Source organism: Limnothrix redekei LRLZ20PSL1 (genome assembly GCF_043235035.1).
Taxonomy (GTDB): Bacteria; Cyanobacteriota; Cyanobacteriia; order CACIAM-69d; family CACIAM-69d; genus CACIAM-69d.
This window is the reverse complement of record NZ_JAZAQF010000024.1, coordinates 2,501-5,327: the sequence shown is the minus strand read 5'-3', so window position 1 is coordinate 5,327 and position 2,827 is coordinate 2,501. Positions and strand designations below refer to the sequence as shown.

The window sequence follows — 2,827 nt, the reverse complement described above, 5'->3', positions numbered from 1 at the left end:
AAATTCCAGAATCAAAGGGGAAGGGGTTCTAGATCGCAACCTAGAACCCCTCACTCCCTCTCTTCAATTATTAACCTGGCATCGAGCTATTTTCGCAGGGGGCTACCCCCCAACTATCGTCGCCGTAACAGCGTTTCACAACCGAGTTCGGGATGGATCGGCGTGGGACCACTGCACCATTGACACCAGGAAAACTCACCGGGTCTTATCCAAAACCCTGAGGACTGCACAGCAACTCTAGCCTTTCTTTTCACAATCTCGTCTTAAGTCAGAGATCAAGCCCTCGGTCTGTTAGTACGGCTCAGCTTCATACATTGCTGCACTTCCACTTACCGCCTATTAACGGGTCTTCTTCCCGTGACCTTACTGGTTTACACCATGAGAGCACTCATCTTGAGGTGGGCTTCCCACTTAGATGCTTTCAGCGGTTATCCTCTCCAAACTTGGCTACCCTGCGTTTACCGTTGGCACGATAACAGGTACACCAGCGGTTCGTTCCCCCCGGTCCTCTCGTACTAAGGGGGACTCCTCTCAATGCTCTTGCGCCTGCACCGGATATGGACCGAACTGTCTCACGACGTTCTGAACCCAGCTCACGTACCGCTTTAATGGGCGAACAGCCCAACCCTTGGCACGTACTTCCGCACCAGGTTGCGATGAGCCGACATCGAGGTGCCAAACCTCCCCGTCGATGTGAACTCTTGGGGGAGATCAGCCTGTTATCCCTAGAGTAACTTTTATCCGTTGAGCGACGGCCATTCCACGCTGAACCGTCGGATCACTAAGGCCGTGTTTCCACCCTGCTCGACTTGTCAGTCTCGCAGTCAAGCTCCCTTATGCCTTTACACTCTTCGGCTGATTTCCGTCCAGCCTGAGGGAACCTTTGCGCGCCTCCGTTACCTTTTAGGAGGCGACCGCCCCAGTCAAACTGCCCACCTGAAACTGTCCTTCACCCAGCTTATGGGTCGAAGTTAGAATTCTAGCCTTGTCAGAGTGGTATCTCACCGTTGGCTCCTCTATCCCCACAAGGATAGTCTCTTAGCCTCCCACCTATTCTGCGCAGACAAAGCCCGAACCCAATCCCAAGCTACAGTAAAGCTTCATAGGGTCTTTCTGTCCGGGTGCAGGTAGTCCGTATCTTCACAGACAATCCTATTTCGCCGAGCCTCTCTCTGAGACAGCGTCCAGATCGTTACGCCTTTCGTGCGGGTCGGAACTTACCCGACAAGGAATTTCGCTACCTTAGGACCGTTATAGTTACGGCCGCCGTTCACCGGGGCTTCGGTCGCCAGCTTCACTTTCGCTGACCAGCTTCCTTAACCTTCCGGCACTGGGCAGGCGTCAGCCCCTATACGTCGTCTTACGACTTTGCAGAGACCTGTGTTTTTGGTAAACAGTCGCCTGGACCTCTTCACTGCGACCACCTCTCGGTGGCACCCCTTCTCCCGAAGTTACGGGGCCATTTTGCCGAGTTCCTTAGAGAGAGTTACCTCGCGCCCCTTGGTATTCTCAACCTCCCTACCTGTGTCGGTTTCGGGTACGGGTACTGGCTTTCAACACTGACTCAGCTTTTCTTGGCACTATCTTTTACTACGCAGAGTCCGTAGACTCCTCCCAATCCAATTAGGGCATAGCTATTTTTCATGCGTCCCTGGTCAGCTCCAGCCTAGTAGTCAGGGAATATTCACCCTGTATCCATCGACTACGCCTCTCGGCCTCGCCTTAGGTCCCGACTAACCCTCCGTGGACGAGCCTTCCGGAGGAACCCTTAGGGTTTCGGGGTATGTGATTCTCACACATATTTGCGCTACTCAAGCCGACATTCTCACTTCTGCTTCGTCCACACCTGCTTCCGCTGATGCTTCTCCCTATGGCAGAACGCTCCCCTACCAATTCTTACGAATTCCACAGCTTCGGTACGACATTTAGTCCCGTTCATTTTCGGCGCAGGAGCGCTTGACCAGTGAGCTATTACGCACTCTTTTAAGGATGGCTGCTTCTAGGCAAACCTCCTGGTTGTCTGTGCACTCCCACCTCCTTTACCACTTAATGTCGATTTGGGGACCTTAGCTGGTGGTCTGGGCTGTTTCCCTCTTGACGATGAAGCTTATCCCCCACCGTCTGACTGGTAATGTGTGCACCAAGTATTCAGAGTTTGTCTCGATTTGGTACCGCTCTCGCAGCCCGCACCGAAACAGTGCTTTACCCCTTGGCTATAATCATTACCGCTGTGCCTCAACACATTTCGGGGAGAACCAGCTAGCTCCGAGTTCGATTGGCATTTCACCGCTAACCACAGCTCATCCGCCGATTTTTCAACATCGGTCGGTTCGGACCTCCACTTGGTGTTACCCAAGCTTCATCCTGGCCATGGTTAGATCACCCGGGTTCGGGTCTGTAAACACTGACTAGCGCCCTATTCGGACTCGCTTTCGCTTTGGCTTCACCTTTTCCCGGTTTAACCTGCCAGTGCCTACAAGTCGCCGGCTCATTCTTCAACAGGCACGCGGTCAGCCGCTAAATCGGCCTCCCACTGCTTGTAAGCTCACGGTTTCATGTTCTATTTCACTCCCCTCCCGGGGTTCTTTTCACCTTTCCCTCGCGGTACTTTTCGCTATCGGTCACACAGGAGTATTTAGCCTTACGAGGTGGTCCTCGCTGATTCAACCGGAATTTCACGTGCTCCGGCCTACTCGGGATCCGGCTAGGCTCTTTGAACTTTCAACTACGGGACTTTCACCCTCTCTGGTGTAGCTTTCAACTACTTCGCTTAGTTCGCCAAGTCCACATTGCCGTCCCACAACCCCAGAAGTAAAAACCTCTGGTT

Annotated in this window: 2 rRNA genes (1 of these 2 only partly in view); both read right to left on the bottom strand. The window is 53.2% G+C overall.

Annotated features, from left to right (window positions below):
- Positions 1-73: 73 nt before the first annotated feature.
- Positions 74-190 (bottom strand): 5S ribosomal RNA (rrf, locus tag VPK24_RS04625).
- An 81-nt stretch (positions 191-271) separates the two neighbouring features.
- Positions 272-2,827: ribosomal RNA gene (locus tag VPK24_RS04620) — 23S ribosomal RNA — on the bottom strand; it runs 257 nt beyond the window's last position.